Genomic DNA, 26,332 nt, shown 5'->3' with positions numbered 1-26,332 from the left:
TCACATTGCTATGGCATGTTAGTTATGTGAAGTTCATATTGGGATAGTGTTCAATAATGAACTTGCTATGCCATTGATGCCTGCCGGCAAGAAGTGAGACGAAATTGACAACTAAGCGCCCCCGATCATGGTCCTTGTGGACACAAGTCATATCTGTCGTACTCGTGTTGGCCATCGTTTGCGGTATTTTGATCGGCGAAATCGTCTCTCGGATTGAATCTCAGAAGATGTATCAAGACATGGTATTGCGGACGTCAGGGATCTCTGCATTATTGTCGCGTATCATTGCTGAAGACCTTGTGTCCGGTGATAGAATGAATTTGGCGGCGACCCTCACGCAAGCTGGCAACGATATTGACGATTTACATTTTATTGACGTGATGGATGAAAAGGGCAACCTCGTTTCCCAGTGGAAAAGTCACGCAACAATTCATCCCGCTTCACATTTTTTCGAAGAAATCGATATTCATTTTGAAAATGAAATTGTGGGTATCCTAAAAATACAATGGGGTTTTGAGAAGTATGATCGTGAAATAGAAGACAATCTTTTTTCCGTTCGGCTTTATATAATTGCCGGCATGCTTATTCTTGGTTTGCTATTCATCCTTGTTATTAGACGCGTTATCGTTGTTCCCGTAGAACAACTGCATGGAGGTTTGGATAGAGTTATGCAGGGCGGTGATATCAGGGATATTGTAATGCCGAGATATACCTCCAGAGAGTTCCTGGATTTAAGGGACGCGGGAAAGCGCGTAACGGGTTTGATCCATGAGCAAGCTGCCGACCGCCGCAAACTTAGGGAAAGCGAAGAGCGCTTTCGTAATTTGATAGAAGGATCCATACAAGGAATTTTGGTTCATCGCAATTTCGAACCTTTATTTGTCAATCAAGCCTACGCAGATATCTTTGGATATGCGGATCTAGATGAATTGCTCAAGCTCTCTTCCGTTGAATCCCTTTTCGCTACGGGCGAGTTGGACCGAATTACAGACTATGACAGCAAACTTACGCAAAATATGGCTGTCCCCTCAAATTACGAGTATCGCGGCGAAACTAAGGGCGGTAAAATTATCTGGCTCGAGAACCGGGTGAGGATTGTGACTTGGCAGGGTCAAAGTGCCATCCAATCAACCGTAGTTGATATTACAAATCGCAAAATAGCGGAAGAAGATCTTCGAAGAACTAGAAGCCAGTTGCTTGAAGCCATTGACGCTTTGCCAGATGGATTTGTTTTGTTCAATGAGCAAGATATTCTGGTTATCTGCAACCAGAAGTATCGTGATATTTATTCGAAAAGTTCAAATATTATTCGACCCGGAAGTACGTTTGAGGAAATTGTTCGGTTCGGTATGGAAAGAGGTCAATATCCAGAAGCCCTCGGTCGAGAAGAAGAATGGCTGGCTGAACGATTGGAAAATCATAGAAATCCCTCTGGTTCAGTTGAGCAGGAATTGGACTCTGGTCAATGGTTGCGCATTTTGGAACGTCGAACAGAAAGTGGGGGAACCGTTGGATTCCGCATTGATATTACAGAGCTAAAGGATCGGGAAAAAGCGCTTTGGGAAAGCGCAGAAAGAACCAGGGCAACCGTAGACACTGCACTTGATTGTATTGTTCAGATGGATCAGTACGGCAAAATAATAGAGTTTAATCCTTCCGCCGAAAGAACGTTTGGATATAAACGTCATGAGGCAATTGGCCGAGAAATGGCGGACCTTATCATTCCTGCGCGTTATAGTGATGCACATCGGCAAGGCTTGAAAAAGTATATTGAGACAGGTGAGGGTCCCGTACTTGGTCAACATATTGAAATTGAAGCTGTTAGGAGCGATGGCACTGAGTTTCCGATAACTTTATCTATTTCTGTATCTCAAGAAGCAGAAGGGCCAAATTTTGTGGGCTATATCCGCGATACGACGGAGCAGCGGGCGGATGCGGAAGCACTAAAGATTGCAAGAGACCGTGCGGAAATTGCCAATAAAGCTAAGTCTGAGTTTTTGGCCATGATGAGTCACGAAATTCGAACGCCGCTAAATGGTGTCCTGGGTTTTCTTGGGTTATTGCAAGATACGGAACTTAATTCAAACCAAGCCGAATATGTGCAATCAGGACGTCGATCTGCTGAGTCGCTGCTCGACGTCATAAATGATATTCTTGATTTCTCGAAAATGGAAGCCGGGCATCTTGATTTTGAAACGGTCGTTTTTTCACCGGAGGAAATCGTCCATGATATTCTTGATGTGATCAAGCCAAGGGCCGATGAAAATCATACGAAAGTTATTTATGAGTCCGCGATAGGAGGGAAAACTTACCTGAAAGGGGACCCGAGCCGAATTCGCCAAGTATTACTCAATCTAACTTCAAACGCCGTTAAATTTACAGAAAACGGAAATGTGATTCTCAGAATTTCATCGACAACTGCGCAAGATGGAAGAATACGATTAAGAGCAGAAGTAGAAGATACTGGTGTCGGTATTGATATGAAACATCACGAAGAACTATTCTCTGAATTTTTGACGCTGACGCCTACTTACAGCCAGAAATTCCAGGGGACAGGGCTCGGTCTCGCTATTTCCCGCAGGCTCATAAATCATATGGACGGTACTATTGATTTTACTAGTGAGTTAGGAAAAGGCAGCACATTTTGGTTTGAAGTAGATTTGGAACCTGCGACAGAAAAAGAAATCTCAGCATCGCTGGAAACAATGTCGCAGGACAGTCATGACACTACCGAGATTTCTTTTGATCGATTGAGAAACATTCGGATATTGCTGGCCGAAGATAATCCCGCCAATCAAGTTGTTGCAAGAGCAATGCTGGAAAAGGAACAACTTCAAGTGGACGTTGTAGCAAATGGTTTGGAAGCTGTTAAAGCTCTAACTGCCCGGCCCTATGATCTTGTATTGATGGACATAGGAATGCCTGAGATGGATGGATTGGAAGCTACGGCCGCAATTCGAAAATTACCTGGCAAAAGATCCCGAACACCAATAATTGCAATGACGGCGCATGTCATGCAAGGAGATAGAGAAAGTATTCTGGACAATGGTATGGACGACTACATGTCTAAGCCGATTAGAAAATCCATATTATTGCGGAAAATTTCTCGCTGGATAGAAATTTCGGAGAAACCATCTGACGATATAATGGCGACGTCCATAGAACATAAATCCGACCTGATTTCAGAGAGTATTCTCATATTGAATGAACGTGCGTTAGAAGACCTCGGAAATGATACTGAGTTCTCCTTGCTGCCGGAATTGATTGACACCTATTTAGGCAGCATGGATGAACGCAAAGACTTCATTGCATCTGCCTTGATTACTCATGATATGGAGCGGATTGAATTGGAAGCACATTCGTTGAAAAGCAGTTCAGCGACGTTTGGCGCTGATCGACTTAACAATCTTTCCTTGGAGTTGGAACAAGCCGCTGCTAGGTCAGATGTCGATAAAGTCACTGCACTCGCTAGTGAATTGGAAAAGCAGTGCTTTGATGCACACGAAGCATTAGAGCAATATTCCCAAAATATTAAAAATGCGGAATAGTGCCTTGATATCCGTTTTGTTTTAAATGAGTTGTTAATTCTGCAAATAATATTTTCAAACCAGTTTGGTTTGTAGACTCGCACCGTGCGACAAGAACGGGTTGAGTATTAGAGGCCCGTAACAACCACCATCCATTTTCTGTTTCAACTCTGACGCCGTCAATACAAATCATGTTTGCGTTCGATTTTTTTAAGCTTCTACGAACACGATCTACAATGGCTTTTTTTTCATCTTCCGGGCAGTCAAATCGGATCTCCGGAGTGTTAACAGCCTGTGGTAGTGAATTAAATACCTCAGTCGCTGAAGTTGAAGATTTTGCGAGAATGGATAAAAGGCGTATCGCAGCATAAACCGCGTCATCAAATCCATAGTATTTATCCGCGAAGAATATATGGCCGCTCATTTCACCGGCAAGCGGAGCTTTTGTTTCAGCCATTTTTGACTTGATAAGAGAGTGGCCAGTTTTCCACATTATGGGCGTGCCACCCATATTAGAAATTTCATCAAAGAGAGATTGTGAAGCCTTTACATCGGCTATAATTGGCGCTCCTGGCGATTCCATTAATACTTCTTTTGCAAAAAGTTGCATCAATTGATCTCCCCACAATATTCTGCCGCTGCTATCAACAACACCAATACGATCGCCGTCACCATCAAAGGCAATCCCGAGGTCGCAATTATTTAATCTTACAGTTTCAATAAGCTGGGCAAGGTTTTCGGGAACCGTTGGATCGGGATGATGGGCTGGAAATGTACCGTCAATTCTTTCATTGATAAGAAAATGTGTCCCCTTTAATTTTTTAGTCAACTTGCAGATGATCTCAGCGGCTGCGCCGTTTCCCGGATCCCAGGCTACTCTTAGGCCTGAAAAATCAATCGCATCCTGGAGTAGCCTATTTATGTATTCGGGCAGTATTACCGTCGGATCTACGCGGCCCTCTCCAGTTACGAATTCCCCCGCCAATGCGATTTTTTCCAATTTTTGTATTTCTGCTCCATAAAATGAGCTTTGCGCCAACATCAGTTTAAAACCATTATATTCAGCCGGGTTATGAGAACCTGTTACCATTATTCCACCATGCAAATTTAGAGAATGAACCGCATAATACAACATAGGGCTTGGTCCTAGACCAATATCAAGAACTTGTACGCCACAATGCTTCAGGCCTTCTGCTAACGCGTGAGCAAGCCCTGGCGATGAAAGTCGGCCGTCATATCCGACAGCAACTGTTTCGCCTCCGCAAAGACGAACAACAGAACCAAAAGATCGCCCAATATAGTAAGCATCAGTAGCGTCGAGATTTTCACCGACAATTCCTCGTATGTCTGATTCACGCAAGATAGCTTTGTTAAACTTATGCGATTGCCCGCTATTTATCTCTGCCCCTAGGCTACTGTTTTTCAAAGATGAGTCTCGTGGGTTCGGATTCATTATGTCCTGGTAAAATTCCATGAGACATACTCCTTATTCAATCAGTTACCAGCAAATGCCGGAGTAAGTAGCACTTTGCTCTGGCATGGCATGCGCCGTTAATGCGAGGATCGGAAGGGTTTGGTTTTCTAAAGAGAGGGCGCGAATTTTTTGAGTTGCTTCGATACCGTTCATTTCTGGCATTAGGACATCCATTAGAACAACATCGAAATATTTGATTGATGCAACTTCAACGGCTTCCCGTCCATTTGCAACGACATGCACCGCGTGTCCGAATTTTTTAAGTTTGGATAGAATAACCGCTGCATTCACAGGATCGTCTTCTGCTAGCAATATTGAGAGTCCCTGATGTTCAGGTTTTTGCGTCCACAGCATTAATTTTTCTTCAATCATCGCGGATTGCGCAGGCTTTTGGATATAGTCGTTCATGCCTGCATCAAACATTTCCTGCCAGCCTTGCCGTTGACTGAAGATACGTACAAGATCAACAACTTTCTGATTTGATTGCCGTGAAGATATTACCTTCCTAAAGGCCTCATCACTATGCGATACGACAATAGTGTCTGCGTTTTGACAGGCGCTTTTAGCTGTAGTGCAGACGAACTCGGGAAGCCGTGACATCAAATCAACTTTATCTGATTTCGAGTGTTTAGAGTGCTGCAAATGATGTCGAACTGAGGATTCCAGGTCCAAATTTTGATCGTAAATCCGGACATCGTATCCTTTATCCAAAAGGTTCTCGATCAACGGCAGAACAGGGCTTTCACGAAGATCATCTGTATCGGCTTTAAAGGTTACGCCGAGAAATGCAATGGTTTTTGGCCGCGTTTGTTCAACAATTTCCGCAGCATGGGCAATCTGTGCTTCATTGCTGGCAATGATGTTCCTGAGAATAGGGGTATCTAATCCGTAATCGCTCGCAAGATGATTAATGCCCCGCACATCTTTGGGCAGGCAAGAACCGCCAAAAGCATACCCCGGTTTCATATAGTAGGATGATATATTGAGTTTTGTGTCTTTGGCAAAGATGTCCATAACCTCATGGCTATCAACCCCCGCCGCTTGACAAATTTTCCCTATTTCATTGGCAAAGGAAACTTTAAGTGCGTGCCAGGTGTTATCCACATATTTAACCATTTCTGCGGCTTCAATTGATGTTTCAATTACGGTGTCATCAATACCGGCATACATAGCAGCAATGACTGATTTGGATTGCTGGTCAATTCCACCAATTACTGTTTTTGGTGGTTCGTAGAAATCTTCGATTGCAGTGCTTTCACGTAAGAACTCAGGATGAAACCCAAGACCAAAATCAACACCGGCTTTTTTCCCTGACTCAGATTCTAAAATCGGTTTTAGGATTTTATTAGTGGTTCCTGGAGGAATTGTGCTTCGAAAAATGACGACGTGATAGCCTTCTTTGTTTCTAAGAGCTTTACCGATATCTCTTGATACCTGTTCTAAGTATTTTAAATCGCAGCGGCCGTCGCTGGCGCTTGGCGTTCCAACGCAAACAAATGAAATATCAGATTCTGCAATTCCAAATGCAGCATCATAAGATGCGTCTATTAGGGATTGACCAATTCCCTTGGACAAAAGATCGTTGAGGCCGGGTTCTACAATTGGTGCTTTCCCTGACTTGATACAAGCGACCTTGCGAGCGTCTGGATCGATACCGATTACTTGATGCCCAAGTTCTGCGAAGCAGGCCGCCGATACGGCGCCAACGTAGCCAAGGCCGAAAATACTTAGGCGCGGCAGTATATTATTTAGACTATTGTCAAAACAATTTGAGACATCATTCGCCGTATTATTCATTGTCTTTGTCATTAACTTTGCTCCTCAGAGAATTTCACTGACAGCAAAGTTGCAGAGAACAGGCCAGAATGCTGATATCCATAAATAATGTTTAAAAACAAGGAGCTATAAAATTCCACAGCTTCTATTATTTAATTTATTTATCATATTGGCGTTGCGTTTTGATAATATTGTCATTCTGACATTGATCAGGAGTGGCTTCGAAAGCCGCAATTTCATACGAACCAAAAAGAAGAAAACAAACGATTTATAGTTACCTCTATTAAGAAACCATTTGTTCAGCATGACCACGACATTCGCCATTTTGAGAAAATGTTGTGTGAATTCTCAATTTGCGTGTCAGGAAAGTAAATCTGTCATCGATGGGCGCCGGTATTTCCCAGTTTTAAGCCATTCTACTCAGCCAATTCCTTTGGCACAGTCATTGCGATTACTCACTCAGTCACGAAATTCGTTCACTCGCAAAACTGAAGGAGCAATCTATGCCCAAGAAACTTTCACGTACTGCACTCGTTCAACCTGTCATTTTATGTGGTGGATCAGGAACACGGCTTTGGCCTGCATCGCGTAAGTCTATGCCGAAGCAGTTTCTATCCCTGTTGGACGAAAAGTCGATGCTGCAGAACATTGCTGAACATGTTGGTGATAAAAAACAGTTCAAACCTGCAATTTTTGTAACCAACGAAGATTTCGAGTTCCTCATAAAGCGTCAACTAACAGAAGCAAAATTGACGATGGGTACTTTCATTCTCGAACCCGAAGGGAGAAATACAGCGCCAGCAATTGCATTGGCTGCATTGTCAGCGCTAAACGGAAATCAAGATGCTCTTTTACTAGTTTTACCTTCTGACCATGTAATAGGCAATCCATCTGCCTTTAATGAAATGGTGCAAACCGGTTCGACAGCGGCACAAGAAGGTGCGTTGGTAACATTTGGGATGACAGCCCATTCCCCGGAAACCGGATATGGGTACATCCAGAAAGGGAAAGCGTTCCAACATGATAGTGAATGCTTCCAAGTTGGTAGTTTCAAAGAAAAGCCAAGTTTGGACAAAGCAAAGGAATTTGTTGCTTCCGGAGATTACTATTGGAACAGCGGAATGTTTCTGTTCTCGGCAAAAAAATATCTGGCGGAAATTCGAAAATTCGAGCCAGAGATGTATGCATCCTGTCGTGCCGCTTACTCAAACGGAAAGAATGGGGCAGGAACGTTACGGCCGGACCCACAAGAATTTTGCCGATCGAAAAGTATATCAATTGACTATGCGGTTATGGAGAGGACATCAAATGCCGTTGTAGTCGCGGCGGAAATAGGTTGGAGTGACATTGGCTCATGGCCAAGCTTTTCGGATCAAAAATCATCTGATGATTATGGAAACGTTGTTCAAGGTGACGCAATTTTAGAGGATTGCAAAGATACCTGTATTTTCGGAGATACGCGATTGATTGCCGCAATTGGACTTGAAGATCATGTCATAATTGATACGCCTGACGCGCTGCTTGTTGCCCCAAAGAATAGAGCGCAGGAAGTTAAGGCTATAGTTGGTTCGCTGCAGAAAAAGCGGCGTAAGGAAGCGGATAACCACAAAAAAGTCCATAGACCTTGGGGAACTTATGAGGGTCTTGATTTAGGCGAGGCGCATCAGGTGAAACACATTGTTGTTTATCCAGGCGAAAAACTATCTCTTCAGTACCATCACCATCGGTCGGAACATTGGGTGGTGGTTGCCGGAACAGCTGAAGTAACCGTAGGCGATGAAACTAGCCAATTATCGGCAAATGAATCAGTATACATTCCTGTGGGCGCAGTTCACCGGCTTTACAATCCAGGTAGCGTTCCTGTCCGTTTGATTGAAGTACAAGTAGGCAATTATCTAGGTGAAGATGATATCGTCAGACTGGAAGACGTGTATGGGCGCGTAAGAGAAAAAGACACAAATCCAAAACAAGCTATTTAGCTGGTGGGCTTTGTGAGCCTACTAAACCGGAGAAAAATTCAGGAAGAAAACGCAATTATGCCTGGTTTTCTTTCTGTTTTTTATCATCTTCGATTTCTCTAAGGCGTCGATATAAAGTCGAGGGGCTAATTTCTAGAACCGTTGCAACTTTGTGAACATTGTCTTCGAATTCACTCATTGCAATTTCGATCATTTGCCTCTCAACCTGCCACATTGGTGCGATGGTGGACGTCTCGTCCCCATCTACTGGATTTTTTAAGTGATTTGTGACCTGTGGTGATAGAGATTGGTCGCGCGTTGAAGTCACCGGGTTGGCGATGAAATTGTGGCTCACCATATCTGGGAGCATGCTTTCATCCAAAATATCTCCTTCATTCAGAACCACAGCATTGCGAAGAGTATTTTGCAGCTGACGCACATTTCCAGGCCAGCCTTGCGATAAGAAAATATTCTTTACATCCTCGGATAATTGATTGAAATCCTTACCTTCTTCTGAAGCATAGGTTTCAAGAAAATGTTCTGCGATTTCTATTACATCATTTTCCCGTTCGCGTAGAGGCGGCATATGAAGTGGAATTACGTGTAACCGATAATAAAGGTCTTCGCGGAAGTTCCCTGCTTGTACTTCTTTCCAGGGATCTTTGTTGGTCGCGCAGATAAAACGGACGTCAACAGTTTCCGTTTCAGAATTTCCAACCTTCTGAAACGTGCCTGATTGGATAAACCTCAAAAGCTTCACTTGCAATGTCGGATCCATTTCGCAAATTTCATCTAAAAATAATGTTCCACCATCAGCAAGCTTGGCCGCTCCATCGCGGTTAGATTGAGCGCCGGTAAAAGCCCCTTTCACATGCCCAAAAATCTCACTTTCCATCAGGTCTTTGGGTATAGCGCCACAATTTAGCGCAACAATTCTTCTGTTCCTTCGGGGGCTTTTATCGTGAATTGCTTCAGCGCAAACTTCTTTTCCAGTTCCGGATTCCCCGGTTATAAAAATTGTAGCGGAACTTGAAGCTGCATTGTCAATTATCCGGTAAACAGCCTGCATGGAAAGTGAAGACCCGATGAAACCCGCGAACTCTTGGCGATTGAAATCTTCTTTAAATGTTTTAACTATCCGCGAAAGCTGATCACGTTCGAGCGCGTTTCGCAATGTGTAAACGAGGCGATCCGCATTGAAAGGTTTAAGAACAAAATCAGCAGCGCCAGCTTGCATTGCCTCTACAGCGGTGTTGATAGAGCCATGGGCCGTAATGACGATGACAGTGGTTGATATTTTGGTATTTTGAATATGCTTAAGAATTTCGATGCCGTTCATATCAGGGAGTTTAAGGTCCAAGAGAACGGCATCTGGGATTGTTGTTTTAAGAGCGTTCATCGCTTCTTCACCGCGGGCCACGTGGGTAATTTGGTATGGCTCGTTTTTTAAGTACTCCTGATACACCCTCGCCAAGGGAGGGTCGTCCTCAACGAGTAAGATATGTTGCCGGTGATCAATTGTCATGGAACTTGATGGCGCTTTCTGGTTAAGTTCATGGGCGTATCCGTACTTCATTCTGCCGATGAAATTTCATTCTGTCGATAAGATTTCCTGTCATGAATAGCCCTAAAAGATTGAAATCACGTAAAAATTAACGGTTTTCCCAGAACAATTTCTTTCTCATCGGATTTTTCAAATTGATTGTCATTTTGAAAAATTTCTCGTGTTGCTGGTTTCGATTAGACACAACTACCTGATAATAAACATAAAATTTATGGCCTATTCCTTGCTTAGTACGAAGGGAATGAAGCGCGCGCGTTCAAACGGCGTCTTTGAAGGTCTTATTTTATAAGAAATGCATGTTCCTATGAAAGTGATACGCGAGAAACCTAGCCAGAGAAGGCATCACCGTCTTACAGCACCTTTGTATGTGAAACTTCTTGGTTACGAGCGAATTCTTGCAGACAATTGGAGTTTAGGAGGGTTAGGCCTCTCATTTACGGATCGAAAATTACCTGATCTTGGAGACGAAATTACAATTAGTATAACGCTGCCTTTTCAGGGATACGAAATGACATTTGAGGCGGAAGTTAGCGTTGCCAGAATAGATTTTGAGAAATCTTTCGCGGGTATGCAATTTGTGAACTTGAGTGAGCGATCTTCTGACCTTCTCAGTTATTTCATAGAAGATTTGGTTCGTGGTCAGATGGGCACTGTCGAAGACAGTATTTGTCGAATAGATGTTCCGGTCACGCCGATTTCCACGGAGCCTTCTAAAAACCATGTTTCCGAAACACCGGTACGACGCATTCCAGTCAAAACCATTGTAATGTCGACCTTCTACGTATTTCTTGGTTTGGCTGTTTTTTCCTATCTGGGAATATTGCTTTATTCGAATTTTATGCGTCTTGAAATTCCGAGTTCCGTTGTCTCAACGGAACTACAAACACTCAGAATGCCAGTTGATGGAATTATTCGCAAAATTAACTATAAAACAGGTCACGACGTAAGGGCTGGCGATGAACTTCTGACCATTGTTGATTTAAAGCTTGAGCGACGAATAGAGGACGCAAGGCTAAAAGTGGAAGCGGCAAGCAAATCTCTTTGGCAGGCGAAGCAAAAACAGCGGATCGAGACGGAGCGTATGAAGCTCTATCAGATCGTAAATCGTACAGATATGGTAATTTCAAAGGCTCGACTTTCTTCGTTAAGAGAACGATTGAAGTCTGCAGACTCTCGATTTGTACGAATGAGTAAACTCAAGCAAAAAGGCGTCGCTACGGATGTTCAACTGGAGAGGGCAAAAGAAGACCAGATTATAGCTGAAGCCGCAGTTAAAGAAGCTGAACTACTCTTAGAAAAACATACTGCTATGGATGCGGTTTCGAAAAGGCGCCATTACAATCACAAAGAATTTGTAGCCGATCTGGATATGCTGGCCGTCGATCTTGAGATGGCCTACAGCAGCTTGGAAATGGAAACAGAAAAACTGAACCAACTGGAACAGGCCAAAGGAAAATTGGTAATGCGAGCGCCTTTTGATGGAAGAGTTGTAAGCTTGTTTAAATCCTCTAATACAAATGTATTGCGCAACGAACCCGTTGTTGTTTTGGAGCGAGCGGATGAAATTTCTGTTACGGCCTATATGAATCAGGACGAAATTCTTCAAATAGGCCTATACGACGAAGCTTCTGTATATATACCGGCAATGAGCAAAAATTTTCCGGCTATTGTTTCTAAAATAGATCGGAGTTCATTACTCCTGAATAAGGGAGCTACACAGTATACCTGGCAAGATGAAAAAGACAAAACTGCAGCCGTAACCCTCAAACTAAATCTGGATCCGCTATTTGCGGCACATGTGCGCGCAGGACTTCCAGTAGTTGTGATTTTTGACCGTAAAGAAACAAATGACATTTGGGCGAAGATCAAAGGAGTTATTAATTTCGCCCCACGGGAAAAGCAGGCAAATGGCAAATATCAACAAATCTAATCAACGGCATCATGTAGACGATCCAACTTATTGGCCAAAAGGTTGGCAAAAATGGAACCCGTGGGCACTATTCAATATTGCTTTTTATTTATCATGCTGCGTTCTCGCTATCCTGCTTTTGCCCAATCGATTATGGGATCCAGAGGCGCGGCAGGTAACAGTGGTTGTCGGTGCATTAGGGATCTGGAGATATGGCTGGTGGTTTACCCATGCCGTTCGAGCATTAATTTACGGCCATGTTGTCTACCCCAAACTTCGTAAAAAGGGAGAAGCCATTTGGAACGCCGGTTGGCGTCCTCAGCATATGCATTTCATGATGACGACCTACAAAGAACATAGAGACATAACGGAAAAAGTTATCCGCTCCATATTGCTCGAAATCCGCAACGCAAACGTTCCAGGTACTATCTGGCTCGGATCATCTGACCGATTTGACGAAGATATTGTTGCAGAATTCATGAAGAGGGAGGCAAAAGGCCTCGATGTAACTCTTCGCATTATTCGACAGAACGTGCCGGGGAAACGGGCGGCCATAGGCTTGGTTTTGAGGGCAATGAGCAGAGCATCGGTTGATAAAGATGATCTCGTGGTTTTTATGGATGGCGACTTTATCCTCGCGGAGGGTGCGGTCGGTCGTTGTATGCCTTTATTCCATTTGTATCCGGATCTTCAAGCTTGTACCACGGATGAAGAAGTTATTTGTATTGGTCCGAAATGGATTGAGACTTGGCTTAAAATGAGATTTTCACAGCGCCGCTTGGCGATGCAGTCTCATGCCTTATCTGGTCGCGTTCTCACGCTAACCGGGCGCATGTCAGTATTTCGGGCCTCTCATCTTTTAAAACTGGAATTTATACGGCTTCTTGAAGCGGATCACCTAAACCATTGGCTTTGGGGGGATTTTAGATTTCTGTCCGGAGATGACAAAAGCACCTGGTATTACATGCTAAAAAATAATGCCAAGATGCTCTATGTTCCAGACGCTCTGGGCTATACCGTTGAAGTTATTGATGGTTCAGGGATGGATCGAATGGTTCAGAATTTTCGGCGCTGGTCCGGAAATATGCTGAGAAATGGTGCGCGTGCCATTGCATTGGGGCCTACGAAAATGCCATTTTTCATTTGGTGGTGTTTGATTGACCAGCGATTATCCATGTGGACCATGTTGTTGAGCCCTGTACTCGCAGTATTTGCAACAATTGCAACAGGCCCTACATATATTGTTTCCTACATCGTTTTCGTTGCACTCAGTCGAATGCTGTTGTCACTTTTTTTGTATGGTTATTCGCGAAAAGTAGAAATGGCCTATCCCTGGATCCTCTACTTAAATCAACTGATTAACGCCTCGGTAAAAGTCTACTGCATTTTTCGTCTTTCAAAACAGAAATGGTCTAATCGCGGTAATCAAAGCTCTGGCTCAGGAGGGAGTTCCATAGTTGAGACGGCCAGAAATTCTATGGCGGTTTGGTGTACAACAATCGCTGTTGTGCTTCTGGCGTTGACAACCTTGCATTATTCGAAGCTCGTGGATTTTCCGAGCATGACACTGGTAATGTCCACTATTGGAAATAGTTAGTTTCGTATTCTCAAAATGACTATCACTTTGATTTTTAAAACCTACGTGGAATGAAATATATTATAACATGTTGTTTCTAAATAGAAAATTATTTGTCTAGTATGGCCTGATACTTGCTCTTTTACATTTGAAGTAAGAAAGGAGTATCCAAATGATCGAATTCAAAAAAACACCACGTTTCTATTTTGTGATTTCTGTTCTTATGTTTGTTTTCGGATTAGGGCCTCTTTTTCTGAATATCATTGTTGATCCATATGAGGTTGGCAACATTGTCAAAATCGACTTAGAAAAAGAAAAAATTAGTGAGAAATCTCATTATCCCTTGTGGAAAATGGTTCACTATCCTAGTGAAAAATCAAATTTGGTGATTTTGGGCGATAGTCGGGCACGGGCGCTGCGCGACAAATATTGGCAGGAGTTGGGAGTAGACGGTGCCTATAATTTCGCCTATGGCGGTGCGACCCTCCATGAAGTTTATGATACGTTTCAATATGTAAAGACGAATAAGAATCTGCGGACTTTGGTTGTCGGTATTCAACTTAGAAGTTTCGATCTTGACCACAAAGGCGGGATGAACAGAGTTCCTGAAGCTATTCGGCTGACAAGTAGCTCTTTGAAATATTACTCTAATTGGTTCACCTCTCGCATCAGCGTAAAACTTCTCGCTAATTCATTTGAAGACAGATTCAAAGTTTCGACCAAGTTAGATTTAAGTTTGGTATCGACAGCACAGGCTGCTGAACCTCCATTTTCTGAAAAGGGGAGGCTGGAACAGCTGCTTCTTCCCGAGCGCTGCGCCAACTGTATTCTTCCGCAAGAAATCCAAGCGACGCCTTATCCTGTGTACACGCCGATAAGTAAATCGCATTTTCTAACCCAATTGGGTAAATGGGGGAAATTTTGGCATGCGTCAGTAAGTAGAAGAAATTTGACCGGCAAATTCGAACGCCAAGTGCGAAAGAATGCTGCATCGGATTGGCAATCTTTTGAAGCCGCAGATTTATTTTGGTCACAACTTTCAGAAATTTCTATCTGGTGTCGACAGAATAATGTTGATCTAATCTTTGTTATTCCGCCGACAATTGTCGAGATGCAGCAGCGTATTGCTGAATTTGGTCTCGGTGCAGAACGGCATAACCTTCGTAAGAGGCTAGTTTCACTCGGCACTGTAGTTGATTTTGATTTCGATAATAAACTAACCCGCAATTTGGCGAATTTTACCGACGCTTATCATTTCAATTACAAGATTTCTAAACAAATTGTTGGTGAACTTGCGCAACTTTCAGAACCTTCAGAAAGAGTCTTGAATCTCGCTTTAAAACGCCGGAAGGAAATTTCCTGCCCTCTTCGGAAGAAAGATGTATTAACGCGCTTCTCTGACGATTTTATGGAGGTCTTAGAGGGTAAGTCCTGCCGGATCTGGAGGGCGATCGATGAGTAGTCAAAACAAAAAAATTCTCGCTGGATTGTCTGTCATCCCGCCGGTTCTTTTGGCTGTATTTCTATACAACATTGTTGGAATGGCGGAGGTTCCAGCGAAGAACGCACGCCAGGACCCTGTCGTTATTGAAGCTTTAGGCCAGGCTCGTGCACTACAAAAACAAGGTGCTCTATCAGAGGCATTTATAGTCTACGAGAATTATGCGCTTCAAGGGTATCCCGAAGCAATGTTCTATGCCGCGAAGGCCTACAGCAAGGGATGGGGAATCGATCCCAATCTAGACAAGGCGAGGCATTTTCTGCTGCTGGCTGTACAGTATGGGTTTTCGTTTAGAGGTGAATCCGCTTATGAACTCGGTCGTCTCTTTCAACGGTCGCAAGGTAAGGATTGCAACACAATTGCCGTTGAATGGTTCAAGAAGGCAATGGATTGGCGATTTAGTAGAGCGGCATTACAGTTGGCGATTCATTATGAAAAAGGCCTCGGCGTCGATCAGGACTTTAAAGAGGCGGTCTATTACTACGAACGAGCCATAACAACTGGAAATGAGCAAGCGCATCTAAAATTCGCTCGTTTGCTGAAGGATGGAAAATATGGTTTGAGAGTGGACCCTGAGCGAGCGCAAGATCTTACTTCTCAAGCGTTGATACAATTGGATAGGAAAGCTACAGCGGGTTCTCCATCAGCGGCAAAACAGCTCGGGCGGTTGTATCGAAAAGGTGCTCTGGTTGAACAAGATTTGGATATGGCCGAAAAATGGCTCCGCCGTGCCGCTTACCTTGGGAGCAACGGTGGAATGCATGATCTTGCAAGGTTGTTGCTCTCAAATCCAACCGCCGAGCAACAGCCTCAAGATGCAATCTTTTGGCTCCGAAAAGCAGCAGAAAATGGCCATAGCGGAGCCATGACAAGCCTCGGCAGATTCCATCTTGAACAAAAATACGGATTACCAAAACAAGGTGCGGTCCATTGGTTTGATCGCGGTGTTGCGGCTGGTCACGGCGGATCTATGGAAGAACTTGCGCGGCTGTATGAGACAGGCGACCTCGTAGAGAAAGATCGAGAGGCGGCCCTGCGCCTTGCTGGATTGGGGAGTCGCTTAGGTCATTCCGGTTCGCAAAGTTTCCTCAAGGAACTGGAAGCATCAATGGCGTCAAATACGAAGTCGTCAGATTTTGTGGTTAAGGAAGGGGAGTACAGGTAATGGTTTTTAGTTCACTGGAGTTTATTTATCTATTTATGCCGCCTGTCTTGGCCGTATTTTTCCTTTTACGTCATCTAAACTGGGAGAAAGGAATAATTTGGTGGCTTATTATTTCATCTCTGGGTTTCTATGGGTGGTGGTCACCTTTACATTTGATCCTGTTGCTGTCGTCAGTCGGTATCAATTTTGGATTACACAAAATAATCTTGAAAAAGCAAAGTAAGGTAGCTCTTATTATTGGCACGATTGGAAATCTGGCAACGCTAGGTTACTTCAAATATGCCGATTTTTTGATTGGTAATTTCAATTTGATTACGGAAACGCAGACACCCTTACTGCATGTCGTGTTGCCGTTAGCTATTTCATTTTTCACTTTTCAGCAGATTTCTTTTCTTTACGATACATATGCAGGAAACGTGGTGAAATGTGACTTCGCCAGATATTGTCTTTTTGTCGTTTTCTTTCCCCAATTGATTGCCGGACCAATTGTTCTGCAAAAGCATACGATACCGCAATTTAAATTGTCGATATTTCGGCATCAATCGCTTTTGAACTTTTCCGTCGGTACAACACTTTTTGTTATTGGGTTATTTAAGAAAATTGTGCTGGCCGATGGCGTTGCACCAATGGCAAACAGTGTCTTCAACCTTGCGGACGCTGGTCAAGCAGTGCCTATGGAAGCCGCTTGGATGGGTGCAATTGCGTATACCTTCCAAATCTACTTTGATTTTTCTGGATACTGCGATATGGCGCTCGGTATTGCTCGGATGTTTGGAATTCGGTTACCGTTGAATTTCAATTCGCCATACAAATCCTTGAGCATAATTGATTTCTGGCGGCGCTGGCATATCACCTTATCTACCTTTTTGCGCGATTATCTCTATTTTCCGATGGGGGGTAACAGAAAAGGCGTTCCCCGTAGATACATCAACCTCACAGCGACCATGATCCTTGGTGGCTTATGGCACGGCGCTAGTTGGAATTTCGTTATATGGGGGGCGTTGCACGGTACGTATCTGATTATCAATCATGCCTGGAGAGGTTTAGACCTACCTGCCCTCGGCGAAACGTATCTATCCCCCTTCGTTTACAGTATGGGCGCACGGATGTTTACCTTGACGGCGGTAATCATTGCGTGGGTCTTTTTCCGCGCAGAGAGTATTTCCGGCGCCACTAAAATTTTAGGCGGAATGTTCGGTGTCTCCGAATACCATAGTGCAAAAATTTGGGTAGATATCTTGCAGGATGGTGGATTTTTCTGGGCCCAGGCATTTTTTCTCGCTGTTATTGTATTTGTTTATCCCAACTCAGTTGAAATTGTTCGGAAGTATCGTCCCGCCCTTGAGATTAGGGCCTTGATAAAAGGTCGGGCTTGGCAATCGATGTCTTGGTGGCGATCTCTGGCATGGCGTCCGTCGCCAGGGTGGTCGGCGGCGCTTTTTATTATCGGATTGGCAAGCATCATCCAGATTTATCGCTTGGATGAGTTGACTGAATTTATTTATTTCAATTTTTAAGGTGAGAACCGTGAAAAATTTTACATTGGCATTGCTTATGACGTTTGTTGCCTCGCCGCTTTATGCCGCGGATTTGGATACGGCCTTAAACTGGCATATTTTGCAGCAAGGGACTGGATTTTCCATTGATACCGCTAGTGGGTTGTCCGAACGAAAAGGTATTCGTCGTGAAAATTTGGTTTCGGTTTCGCGCAGTGGCGATAACATTTTGGAATCCTATTGGGAAGCTGGTGCCTTTCGGGCGACAGTAACTTATAATCGCAAAATAATTGTTGATGGTTACGATATTTCTGACGTATCTCGAATAAACAGTTTTCGTTTCGATAAATCGGGATCTACTGTTTACATCCGGACGACTAAGGGCCCAAAAGCAGTTGTCGAGCTGTATCAGAATGGGCGCCCTATTTTGAAATGGCCTCGACTGTCTTTGGTTAATATCCTCGGTTATCGAAAAGAAAACGTTTTCATTTCTGTTTATGTGGACAAAACGCAATTCACACAATTTTGGCGGTTCCCCCGTGATCAGAATGGAAAGATTTCAACCAAAGGAATTCGTATTGGAGAATTGGCCGCATGTTCCGTTCTGAGTAGTAAAGTTGTCAATACAGGTATTGCTTTAGCAGCGTACTGCGATTCCGATCGAGGAAGTGATGTTAAATTTTTGGATTTTGAAACAGGCAGAATAACGGATATTCGCGCAACTGAAAAAGATGAATTCCTTGCCTATTCTTGGGCAAAATACCAAAATGGTACGGTGCCTGTTTTGAGTGTTTCAGGAAACAATAATGGGAGGCAATTCTTTCATGCAGTATCCGGTAGTCTTCTCAGAAACTTAGGTGAACCCATGTCTGTTGGCTCTGACGAAAGCGGAAAACAAAGTTGGAGTCAGTCATATCGGACCAGAACACTTGCAGAGCTTTATCGGAAAACACAACATTCGGTTTTTTCAGCGCTTGCGACGCGGGCGATGACAAACACACTGGATCAATCAAATGGGCAATTGAATATTGTTGGCGATTATAATCCATCGTCTGCATGGGCTTCCCGGATCTATTCCGCAGATGGCAAAACACCCATTTCCTTTATGATCAATCAAGCGATGATTTCGGCCAGTTTAATTGCGAGTTGTCGGTCACTAGCAATGAAATGTTCGGTTCGCTTAAAGGGTCGAATAGATCACAATGCCCAACAACTCGTGAGAGCCTACGAACAATGGTATGATGACGAGACTGGATTTTATCACATACCGTATGGCGCAAATTTTCGCTTTGATGGAATGTGGGCTCCATGGAACTGGCACATGATGTGGGTGCCGGTTTTGCGACATGTTGGCGAGGTATCTGACAATGAAGCACTAGTGACGAGAGCCAATAGACTAGCAAAAGCGTTTGTCGATAGCTGGGAAATAGTGGACAAAGCAAAGCCAAATGCTTTTTGGCGCTACTGGCCTAAACCCTATTACGCCGGATGGACGAAGAAAGATAAGATATCCAAATCACGTCCGAAACAAAAACCGAAAATCATGTCTAAGGAACGGTATGAAGATATTAATCACGCTGGGATAAGTCTGCTTGGTTTGGCGGATGCTAAGTACCAATTTACTTACAATCAAAGAATTGCCGCGCAACAAACTCTAATCGACTTGCAGCAGCAAAAACCATTTCTGGCAAGGGATTTGGACGGCAAAGGCCCGGTTAGTCCAAGATGGCTCCCCGGCGCTGGCTGGCATATTTTCAGAGACCAAAATTTTGAGGAATTTTATGCTAAAAAACTACCAGGCAGTATTTCGAGCGATCAGCATTTGGCATATGCGCTGCTATTTGATCCTCTCGAAGCCTTCCGTTTAGAACTTTCACTGGCTCAGTGTTCCAATAACAATTGTTTAGAAAAAGAAAGCTGGAAATATGAAAACGCCCGCCAGTTTTTGGCGAGTAACCCCCTAGTAAAACTTAAGGTCGTCCAACCGGTTAGAGAATGATTAAACTACAATCATTTTCCAACAATAAGTGTTTTTCTCCAGCGTTCATGAGACAAAATTCAGGAACCCGTGGACCGGATTCAGAATATACGATTCGTACAATCAAACATAAGACACGCCGCCACTACACTGCCGACGAGTTTGTGTCCATTACAGTGTGGATAGCGGAAGTTATTTCTGAGAAATCTGAAAATATATTTTCAATGTCCGTTATGCGGCGACAAAGCAGAAGTGTTTTCAGACTATCGAAAACAGCTGTTCTTGACCCAAAGCAGACATCTTGCGACATCAGTCCTCAACATATGGAAAGATACTATTCGCAGTGAGAGTATAACCGGTCTCGGCCAGCTCGGTACTCTTGTTCAATACTCTGATCTCGCCTGTCACCCACACAGGATCATACAGTTCCGTCATTTCAAAATCTATTCCAGCCTTGACGAAAATGACCTGATTGGGCGGCGGTGGCGGTGTGTGTATGCAGGCGCCGAAATAAGGAACCAGAAGGAATTCACGAACTACGTTGTCCTCAAAATCAACAGGAACGATAAATCCAGGTATGCGAACAATCTGTCCGTCCATTTCTTCAACAACTGGGTAGGCCTGCTCTTCGAGCGCTTCCCATCTGCTTTGCAATTCTTCATTGGAAAGCGTGTCAGCCAGATCTCCGTCTCTAAGGACTTTCATTTGCATTGTGACATCCTGCGGAGGCGGGAGATAAAGGTCATCCCAACTGATTTTCCGCTCAGGCTCTGTTGAAAAGGCAACAATAGGAAACGCCAGAGCTACAACAAAAAATGCCAAAATTACCTTATTCAATTCAACGGCCCTCCTATAGGCGAACAACAAGGCCATCGGCAACGGACAGTCGATAGGCGCTCCATGCCGGCCATAGGCCGACTATAGCACCTGCCGCAGCAACACCCAACACAACAATCCCTTCACGCATGCCCGGAGGCGAAATTGTCAGGTAAAGCCCGTATTGGGCTTCAATGAAGGGTTGAGCAAGGCCCAAACCGACAAAAGTCAGCACTACGCCCAGACAAGCACCAACTACGGACAATAACAGGGCTTCAGTAACGAATAGAGCCATAATATGCACCGGCATGGCCCCGACAGAGCGTAAAATCGCCATTTCCCGGCGTCGTTCGTTCAGTCCGGACAAAATCATGGTTAACATACCCAATAGGCCTGCAATTACGACAAACGTACTGATAATCACCAGCGCTTTCTCTGCGGTGCCCATTAACGACCAAAGTTCTTGAAGTGCCACGCCCGGCAGGATCGCCATAAGAGGTTCACCTGAATATTCGTTGATGGCCCGTTGAAATCGAAATACTTGCATTTTTGATTTAAGACCGACGAGGACGGCTGTGACCGCCTTGGGTTGCAATTCCATATTCTCAATATCTTGCGGGCCAATCGCTTTGTTACGGGTGCCGTTTCCGCTTCCCCAACCGATATGGATTGCTTCGATACTCTGCAGGCTGATATGTACCGTTTGATCTACCGGTGTTCCCGTCGCAGCCAGTACGCCGACGATGGAAAACGGTAGATTGTCATGTTTTGTGAAGCCCGCTTTGTCTAATCCATGGGAAATGACAATCTTGTCGCCCACATCATAGCCCAGTTCCTGTGCTACCTCTGCTCCGAGTACAACATCAAGAACATGGCTGAAAGGCCGCCCGTCCTGAAAGGATAATGACCGTTTGCGAGCATAACGAAATTTCTCGAAATATGCCTGAGTTGTTCCTAAAACCCGAAACCCTTTGTGGGAGTCACCTAGCGAGAGCGGCACTACCCAATCGGTTTCGCGGCGTTTCTCTATATCTAAATAGCTTTCCCAGGATATGTTGTTGGTCGCATTGCCAATGCGAAAGACAGCATATAGAAGCAATTGGACCGGACCGGTGCGCGCACCCACGATCACATCTGTCCCGGAAATTGTGTTGGCAAAGCCATCCCGTGCGCCAGTCCTGATTTTATCTACACTTAGGAACAAGGTTACGCTGATGGTAATGGCGAACACAGTCAGGGCGGCAACGCCCCGCCGATTCCACAAACTTTTCAGCACCAGTCGGAGGATGATCACACCAACTCTCCTGTCGCCTGATTGATATCGTTAAGATGAAGACCTCGATCGAAATACCGCTCAAGGCTGGCATCATGACTGACGAAAATCAATGTCGCCTCATTGTCTTCAACTTCCTGAAACAACAATTCCAGAAATGCCTCGCGCGTGTCGGCATCCAACGCCGACGTTGGTTCATCCGCAATTACTAACTCCGGTCCGCCCATGAGCGCACGGGCAACGGCCACACGTTGCTGCTGTCCAACACTGAGACGACTGACAGGCTTGCCAGCTAGATTTTCTAAATCCAGATCCAGATGTTCCAGCAGGCGACGGGCCTCATTTTCCAGTGACCCTGATCTTTCGATGGCTTTGGTTTTTCTTTCTGCTGAGAAACTGCAGGGCAGTGTCACATTGTCGATTAGGGACAAATACGGTATGAGATTAAATATCTGAAAAATGATGCCGACATGCTGGGAACGGAAGGCATCACGTTTCCAGGACGGCAATAAATTTAGTTGCTCGCCAAGCACTTTAACGTCGCCTTTAGTTGGCACGATGACACCCGCAATAATATTCAGCAACGTGGTTTTGCCGCTACCAGAGTTGCCCTTGACAAATACACGTTCTCCCATGGCAACTGAGAGGCTTTCGATGTTTAGTGTCTCAGTTGTCGAGCCTTGCCACTGAAATCTCATTTCCTTCAGCGCAACGATGGGGGGGCTATTTTCGGTTTTGCCATTGGGTTCCATCATTGACTCCGTTCAAAAGCGGAGAAGCGTCTTGTCCGCCTCCAGCTCACCACTGTACTGGCCTTCGGGCACCAATATTTGATAGTCGATTTCCTCAAGCGATGGAAAGGCGCGAAAAAGTCCAACATCGAGGCTCCTGAAATGCTCGGGCGCTTCACAATGGATGTGATATTCTGCCCTGAATTCAGCATGCCCCTCGTCTTCATGTTGTTCATGAGACGCATCATCATGCTTTTCATCGTGTTTGCCATCATGGTCATGATCGCCGTCATCCCTGGCCAAGGGTGACGATGCCTGCACTTTTACAAACCGACATTGGGCCTTTTCCTTCAGGGTGAATATCTCTGGTGCATTCCTCAGTTTGGCAATGGCCTCTGAAACAGCATTTTTTTGTTCTTCCGTTTCAGGGGTATGTTCAAAGCCTACGACATCGACGCCGGGTAATTTCAGTTCGATCATGACGTTGTTGCCTTCATGCACCATCATAAGTTCACCATGACCGTGCTCGTGCGCATCCATTTGCCTGGGCATTGTCTCAGCCGCATGGCTTGTAGCTCCGGTACCAGTGAAAAGTCCAATTAAGATACTGGCCATAATGCGTTTTTGCATAAAGAATTCCTTTTTAAATCCGGCTTTGATTTCTATGAGATAGGGGAGATGTCTCGTTGTAGTGCTCTTTCAAAGGAGTGTTTGGATAACGCACTGCACAGTCAGCTCAGCCTCTCGGCATGAGCGAAAACGCATGAGTCACACCGACCATGAAGTTCAAGTGACACGGCAGCAAGCTGAAAGGCTGTTTCTTTCGCCCATTCTTCGACTGGTGCCTGGATCTCCTCGCTAGGAAACTCGGTCACCGAACCACAATCATCGCAAATTGCAAAGCCGGCATTATTGTGGTGGGCATGATCTACCGCACACACGACATAGGCGTTAAGGGATTCAATCCTGTGCACTCGTCCGTCTTTCGTCAACCGTTTGAGTGCCCGATACACCGTTGGCGGTGCCGTCACGCCTTTGCCTCTGAGTTCTCCCAAAAGATCATATGCAGAAACCGGCCCCCCAGCCTTTTCGAGTGCCTCATGGACGAGTAGGTGATTTGCAGAGAGTGGCCGGATACGGCGGTTTCGACTGGACATCCAACAATCCTCACACTAAATTTCATATTAGCGTATGTTATATAGTACGCTTTGGGGATGGCAAGAAAGAAATGTATTTTCAACGTCCCTTTTTGGCACAAAGCAGAAACAAGCACATCCTCATATTTAGGGAATGAACGTCGGCTATTAGAGGTAAGGCGCAATAGCTAACCGCCACCTCATAACCCCTCCTGCACGGGCGCTCTCCATAACAGGGTCACGAAAATCACCAGAAAGCCGACTTTATAATAAGGAGCCATTTCCGTGGAACCGGAAGTTCACATGATGTCGGCTTGGGAAAATAGAGAAAACGTCCCGATAGCTCTGCGTAAACCGGGCATAAAGTCAAATTTTATGTTGATTGATGTGAGGAGAGAAACGACGCCGCTAAAAAACAATTATTCATCGACCGAGATTAAGAAACCAGTGATTTCCTCACCACAAATTTAACGTGACAACGCCAGAAATAGTTCTTAGCGGCAAATTCATTAATGGTAGTTTCTTAAAAATGTAATGTTATAACATTGCTATCGTTAAATGTTATGTTATAACATTACAATTCAAAATTGGAGGAGCCTCCAAAATGCAACACTGGATTAAGCCAGACTGTCGGAGGCGCTTAGAAGCCGAATTCTACACGTCGTTGTAAAATAACATTCGAAAGACAGATTGATGAAGAAAATTCCTTTGCTCTGTGTTCCTTTTTTGATGATCGGGACTACTGCCTTGGCTGACGAGATGTCATACCCCAAATTCTCCGGGTTTCTGGATATAGAATTGGAGGATGACTGGGTGTATAAATCCGAAGATGAAAGTCAAGAACTCAACGACCTATATCCTACGATCACGCTAGGTGCCACACTGGAATTCACTAAGGAATTTTCTTTCAATTTTGAAGGAACAGCAGAACCGGTGGAGGCTGCAGAAGAGAATCGGGCATTTGAAGATCAGGGATATTATGTGGGTGTATTGACAGCCAATTACGAAACGGATCAGTTTTCTGTTTACGGCGGTAAGTTTACACCAAATTTTGGTATTGCCTGGTATGCAACTCCTGGCCTTTTCGGAACTGATATCAATGAAGACTATGAACTTGCGGAGATGCTTGGATTTGGCGGAAGTGTTAATTTTGATGCGGCGGGTGAGCATACCGTCTCCGCTAGTATCTTTAGCTTGGATACTAGTTTTTTAAGCGATTCCTTTGGTACAAGCCGTGGGCCTTTGTTGCAATCGGACGGAGGGGCTACCAATACAGAGGATTTGTCTAACTTTGCACTTGCCCTGGATGGTCAGTTCAATGCCGTTGAAGGTTTCAGCTATCACGCAGGATTCTCGGCGCTGAATAATGGAATTGATGGCGATAAAACCCAGCTTGGATATGTTGTTGGCGTTCAGTATGAATTGCCGATAAGTGAAAATTTCCTTCTGCTGCCACTGGCAGAGATTGCTTATTTCGATAATGCTGATGCCATTGATGGGAATACCGCAAAATATGCGACTATCGGGCTCGGCCTGAATTATGACCAATGGTTTGGGTCCGCTACTTACCAACGCCGTGACACAGAAATTAGCGGTGTGGACAATGACGATTACATCGCCGCCTTTTCTGTTGGTTATGCGTTTGATATTGGGATTGAAATAATGGCGGGTTGGGGAGTTGCAGAAGAAGAAAGCGTTCGAAGAGAAACACTTGGCTTATATGCCTATTACGGGTTTGAATTTTAGAGCACTGTTACATTAACTTAACTTAAGCGCAGTGATTTCTAAGCAAAAAATTTCAGACAGCATTCCTTGAAATTAGATCGATGGATTAAGTGACGTTGTAGACGGGCGTCATTTCCGCGGAACCGGAGATCCAAATTATGTCGGCTTGGAAAGGTAGAGGGGACGTCCCGATTGTTTTTGCCTGTTGTCTGCAATTGACCCAAAGCGGAAGTAGTGGGTTTTGTGAATAGAGTCGGGTACGGTGGAGATCGGGCTATTTTTGTAAAAGGAAAGACAATGGCCAAAAGTAATAAGGAAGCTAAAAAACCAAAGAAGGAGAAGCCAAAGGCCTCCGCCACGGCGAACTCAGGCGAGGGATGAACCATGACGGTCTTGCCGGTAGATGGTTCGCTGACGACAAACCCCGCGTTAGTCCAGCGTGTCCGGACGTATCTTCAACGAATCGCCGGGCGGGCGGAACCGACTACCTATAAGGCGCTCGCCGACGCCCTGGAGGTCGCGCCGCCGAATACGATTCATCAGATCACGGAAGCGCTTGAGCACTTAATGAAAGAGGATGCGGCGAACAAGCGCCCCTTTATTGCCGCGTTCGTGATCAGCCGAGCGCGGAGCGGACTACCGGCGCCGGGTTTTTTCGATGTTGCACAACAACTTGGCCGTTTCGATGGTGACCCTTCGGGACCGGAGGCAGCGGCGTTTCACGGAG

Annotated in this window: 18 protein-coding genes; 10 read left to right on the top strand and 8 right to left on the bottom strand. The window is 44.8% G+C overall.

The genetic code is table 11. The features are described from left to right. Positions 1-104: 104 nt before the first annotated feature. The gene (locus V7723_RS04860) at positions 105-3,548 is read left to right on the top strand and encodes a PAS domain-containing hybrid sensor histidine kinase/response regulator (RefSeq protein ID WP_335683311.1); all 3,444 of its coding nucleotides are present in this window, start codon (positions 105-107) and stop codon (positions 3,546-3,548) included. Here the strand turns inward: V7723_RS04860 and pgmG are convergent. Continuing rightward, positions 3,532-5,001: a phosphoglucomutase/phosphomannomutase PgmG gene (gene pgmG, locus V7723_RS04855; RefSeq protein ID WP_335683310.1), complete on the bottom strand. Its 1,470-nt coding sequence runs from the start codon at positions 4,999-5,001 to the stop codon at positions 3,532-3,534. The genes V7723_RS04860 and pgmG overlap by 17 nt on opposite strands. A 24-nt stretch (positions 5,002-5,025) precedes the next feature. Then, complete coding sequence (locus tag V7723_RS04850; protein ID WP_335683309.1) at positions 5,026-6,810, bottom strand: nucleotide sugar dehydrogenase; 1,785 nt, start codon at positions 6,808-6,810, stop codon at positions 5,026-5,028. 470 nt (positions 6,811-7,280) lie between these two features. On the opposite strand from V7723_RS04850, the gene V7723_RS04845 reads away from it, so the two are divergent. Next, the gene (locus V7723_RS04845; protein WP_335683308.1) at positions 7,281-8,756 is read left to right on the top strand and encodes a mannose-1-phosphate guanylyltransferase/mannose-6-phosphate isomerase; all 1,476 of its coding nucleotides are present in this window, start codon (positions 7,281-7,283) and stop codon (positions 8,754-8,756) included. Between the two features lie 55 nt (positions 8,757-8,811). On the opposite strand, the gene V7723_RS04840 is transcribed toward V7723_RS04845, so the two are convergent. Beyond that, a complete protein-coding gene (locus V7723_RS04840; protein ID WP_335683307.1) occupies positions 8,812-10,311 on the bottom strand; it encodes a sigma-54-dependent transcriptional regulator in 1,500 nt (499 codons plus the stop codon). Between the two features lie 292 nt (positions 10,312-10,603). On the opposite strand from V7723_RS04840, the gene V7723_RS04835 reads away from it, so the two are divergent. From V7723_RS04835 to V7723_RS04810, 6 genes are all read left to right on the top strand, one after another. Further along, on the top strand, positions 10,604-12,229 hold the full coding sequence (locus V7723_RS04835; RefSeq protein ID WP_335683306.1) for an HlyD family efflux transporter periplasmic adaptor subunit: 1,626 nt from the start codon (positions 10,604-10,606) through the stop codon (positions 12,227-12,229). Next, a complete protein-coding gene (locus V7723_RS04830) occupies positions 12,207-13,805 on the top strand; it encodes a glycosyltransferase (RefSeq protein WP_335683305.1) in 1,599 nt (532 codons plus the stop codon). The genes V7723_RS04835 and V7723_RS04830 overlap by 23 nt, the downstream gene beginning before the upstream one ends. Positions 13,806-13,956: 151 nt before the next feature. Next, positions 13,957-15,246 carry a hypothetical protein gene (locus V7723_RS04825; protein WP_335683304.1) on the top strand — a complete coding sequence of 430 codons (1,290 nt, stop codon included), beginning with the start codon at positions 13,957-13,959 and terminating at the stop codon, positions 15,244-15,246. Then, on the top strand, positions 15,239-16,450 hold the full coding sequence (locus V7723_RS04820) for a tetratricopeptide repeat protein (protein WP_335683303.1): 1,212 nt from the start codon (positions 15,239-15,241) through the stop codon (positions 16,448-16,450). Before V7723_RS04825 ends, V7723_RS04820 begins: the two co-directional genes overlap by 8 nt. Beyond that, entirely contained in the window at positions 16,450-17,967 is a 1,518-nt protein-coding gene (locus V7723_RS04815) for an MBOAT family O-acyltransferase (RefSeq protein WP_335683302.1), read from the top strand. The genes V7723_RS04820 and V7723_RS04815 overlap by 1 nt, the downstream gene beginning before the upstream one ends. A 10-nt stretch (positions 17,968-17,977) precedes the next feature. Continuing rightward, positions 17,978-19,945 carry a hypothetical protein gene (locus V7723_RS04810; RefSeq protein WP_335683301.1) on the top strand — a complete coding sequence of 656 codons (1,968 nt, stop codon included), beginning with the start codon at positions 17,978-17,980 and terminating at the stop codon, positions 19,943-19,945. Positions 19,946-20,233: 288 nt separating this feature from the next. Here the strand turns inward: V7723_RS04810 and V7723_RS04805 are convergent, their stop codons facing one another. The 5 genes from V7723_RS04805 to V7723_RS04785 all read right to left on the bottom strand — a co-directional run bounded on the left by V7723_RS04805 (position 20,234) and on the right by V7723_RS04785 (position 23,901). After that, complete coding sequence (locus V7723_RS04805) at positions 20,234-20,761, bottom strand: DUF3299 domain-containing protein (protein ID WP_335683300.1); 528 nt, start codon at positions 20,759-20,761, stop codon at positions 20,234-20,236. Between the two features lie 13 nt (positions 20,762-20,774). Then, entirely contained in the window at positions 20,775-22,034 is a 1,260-nt protein-coding gene (locus V7723_RS04800; RefSeq protein WP_335683299.1) for an ABC transporter permease, read from the bottom strand. Further along, the gene (locus tag V7723_RS04795; RefSeq protein WP_335683298.1) at positions 22,031-22,768 is read right to left on the bottom strand and encodes an ABC transporter ATP-binding protein; all 738 of its coding nucleotides are present in this window, start codon (positions 22,766-22,768) and stop codon (positions 22,031-22,033) included. Before V7723_RS04795 ends, V7723_RS04800 begins: the two co-directional genes overlap by 4 nt. Positions 22,769-22,777: 9 nt before the next feature. Then, positions 22,778-23,374, bottom strand: coding sequence for a DUF2796 domain-containing protein (locus tag V7723_RS04790; RefSeq protein WP_335683297.1), 597 nt, complete (start codon positions 23,372-23,374; stop codon positions 22,778-22,780). Positions 23,375-23,475: 101 nt separating this feature from the next. Further along, positions 23,476-23,901, bottom strand: a complete 426-nt coding sequence (locus V7723_RS04785) for a Fur family transcriptional regulator (protein WP_335683296.1) — start codon at positions 23,899-23,901, stop codon at positions 23,476-23,478. Positions 23,902-24,573: 672 nt separating this feature from the next. Between V7723_RS04785 and V7723_RS04780 the strand changes: the two genes are divergently transcribed. Further along, positions 24,574-25,626, top strand: a complete 1,053-nt coding sequence (locus tag V7723_RS04780) for a hypothetical protein (protein WP_335683295.1) — start codon at positions 24,574-24,576, stop codon at positions 25,624-25,626. Between the two features lie 363 nt (positions 25,627-25,989). Further along, positions 25,990-26,332, top strand: a 343-nt coding sequence (locus V7723_RS04775; RefSeq protein WP_335683294.1) for a hypothetical protein, incomplete at its 3' end; no start/stop codon positions are given.

It is taken from the genome of Sneathiella sp. (genome assembly GCF_036960985.1).
Classification (GTDB): Bacteria; Pseudomonadota; Alphaproteobacteria; order Sneathiellales; family Sneathiellaceae; genus Sneathiella.
The sequence above is the reverse complement of the archived record's forward strand: the minus strand, read 5'-3'. Positions and strand labels throughout refer to the sequence as shown.